Source organism: Methanospirillum sp., from assembly GCF_035560735.1.
Classification (GTDB): domain Archaea; phylum Halobacteriota; class Methanomicrobia; order Methanomicrobiales; family Methanospirillaceae; genus Methanospirillum.
In genome coordinates, this window is record NZ_DATMYY010000086.1 from 1 (window position 1) to 2212 (window position 2212).

Consider the following 2212-nt stretch of genomic DNA (forward strand, 5'->3'; position numbering starts at 1 on the left):
AATAGGTACCGCAACAGTGGTAGGAAGTGAAAGAATCTCTGAATTGATGAGATTATAATTTTCTTCAAGTTGATGAATAGACTCGATCATCCGGTTAGCTTTTTTGAGATCGTGAGTAAAAAAAGCCTCGACACTTTTTTCAAAAGCCTGTATTGCTGCATCTGATGCTTTTTGTATATGTGTAGAAATTTCTGGACCCACATCGCTGGATGATATCTTTCTGGTATTATGTGCAATGCGAACTCCATGATCTCCTACCCTCTCCATAATCCTCCCTACCTGAAAGTGGGGCAACATTCTAACGATTGTGGTATTCATCTTTCTGGAAAGATGAATATTCTGCATGATCATGTTGGTTTGCCTTGCTATCAGCCAGAAGAGCCGATCAACATCGTTATCCCTGTCCATTACATCTTCTGCTAGTGCAGGATCATCTTTTAGCAGCGCCTCAATAGCATCATGATGCATCCCTTTTACAATTACAAACATCCGTTTAAGAGAATTCTCAAATGGCATCTCAAGAGGATTGAGAAGATCTTTGAGAAGAATGGATTGATCAGTCTCTTCGACGCACTCCGGGCCTATCACCATACTAGAAAATTCACGAAGTTTAACCCTTATCTGACCCGGAATCCGATCTTTGGTGGTAATCCTGATGGTGCTATATCCTGCAATATAGGTACCGATTAAAAGGCGAAGAAAAAAGTCAGGTTCCGTTTGTTGATCAACTGTAATCTCCTTAACACGCTGTATCTGATCTCCATTTATATTTCTGGTGACCATCAGGGTTCCATCTGGCTGAATAAGGACACCGAGGGGATCATTCTTCTTGATATGCAGTGATTCAACCCAATTTTTGGGAAGGGTAATTACATAGGAGGAGCCTCCCGTCATCTGCACGCGTCGAATTTCCATATTTCTGATCCTTTACGTATAGTTTCCTCTGAACCCATATAGAGAATCCGAAATATGTGTGATCTATTGTATCCGGATGGTGAGATATCAAAAGGACCTTTACATTGTATAAGGGAAGTATTGCCAAATAGTTGTATGGCAACAGCACCTGTTTTGTTTCAGGTTGTCAGGGCATGGAAAGAAGATGAAATAATTGCCCTCTACCAGTCTGCTGGATGGTGGAGAAATTATTATGATCCTACAGGCATAGCCCCACTTATCAGAGGTAGTTTTATCTTTGCCGTCGGGATCGATTCTAGGACCGGTAAGGCTGTTGCAATGGGAAGAGTTATCTCAGATCAAATTTTCACTGGATATATCCATGATCTCTGCGTTCTCACTGAAAAGCGCGGGTTGGGTATTGGAATGGGTATTCTTGATTTTATAATCCAGCAAGCGAAATGTGCAGGACTATCTTCTCTTTTTTTGGTAGCAGAACCTGGTACCACTGCATTTTATAAAAAATCAGGTTTTATCAGTAATAAGGGCAAGATCTTTTTAACATATAATCCGGATGGTCAGTATGAGACTTGACGATGATGATTTCCACCCGCTCACGCTTGAAGATAAAAAGATCTTTGATGATTTTTACTCACGGTATCCTATAGAACATTCAGAAAATACCTTTGGTACTCTATATTGTTGGCGGAATTATGGTAATTATGAGATAGCAGTGGTGGAAGAGTGTCTGATAATCAGGGGGAGCACTGATTCTTACACCTCACTCCGCTGTCCGATAGGGCCAAAAAATACGGACCTCCTGAATGCCGTTATCGATCTTGCGCTTTCTACAGGTAAACAGGCGCCGTTCCTTGTCCTTGAGCCCTGGCAGTTTGAATGGGTGCAACAGGTCAGACCAGATCTACGGTTAAAGGCTGATCGCGATTTTTTTGATTATGTCTATGAAACTTCAGATCTTGCAACCCTTGAAGGAAAGCCATACCTGATGATAAGAAAACAACTCCATAAGTTCAGAAAGAAATGTCCTTCAACTGTGGAAAGAATAACCAACGAAAATTTTGACGAGGTGAAGGAATTTCTCAAGCGGTGGTGTCAGTGGAAGGAATGTGATAAGTATACAATTCTTAAACACGAGAAAGAAGCGCTTTGGGAATCACTTGAGGTATTTGATCAACTAGGGTTTGAAGGGATAGCTGTAAAACCTCACGGTGAAATTGGTGGTATTGCTATTTACGAAGAGCTTAATCCCCGTACAGCAGTTGTTCATTATGAAAAAGGCATGCCTGATTGCGAAGGA

3 protein-coding genes are annotated in these 2212 nt (G+C 41.3%); 2 read left to right on the top strand and 1 reads right to left on the bottom strand.

Translation table 11 applies throughout. From position 1 onward, the window contains the following. Positions 1-915 (bottom strand): phosphate uptake regulator PhoU (locus VN429_RS02675; protein ID WP_325629512.1); only part of this gene is annotated, 915 nt, incomplete at its 3' end. Between the two features lie 135 nt (positions 916-1050). On the opposite strand from VN429_RS02675, the gene VN429_RS02680 reads away from it, so the two are divergent. Continuing rightward, positions 1051-1488 (top strand): GNAT family N-acetyltransferase, encoded by a 438-nt coding sequence (locus VN429_RS02680; protein WP_325629513.1) that lies wholly within the window; start codon positions 1051-1053, stop codon positions 1486-1488. Further along, positions 1478-2212: DUF2156 domain-containing protein (locus VN429_RS02685; protein WP_325629514.1), on the top strand; the 735-nt coding region annotated here is incomplete at its 3' end. The genes VN429_RS02680 and VN429_RS02685, both read left to right, overlap by 11 nt.

Bases quoted from the DNA above. Each gene is read 5' to 3' on its own strand.
- VN429_RS02680 (WP_325629513.1), top strand. From the start codon at position 1,051: ATGGCAACAGCACCTGTTTTGTTTCAGGTTGTCAGGGCATGGAAAGAA.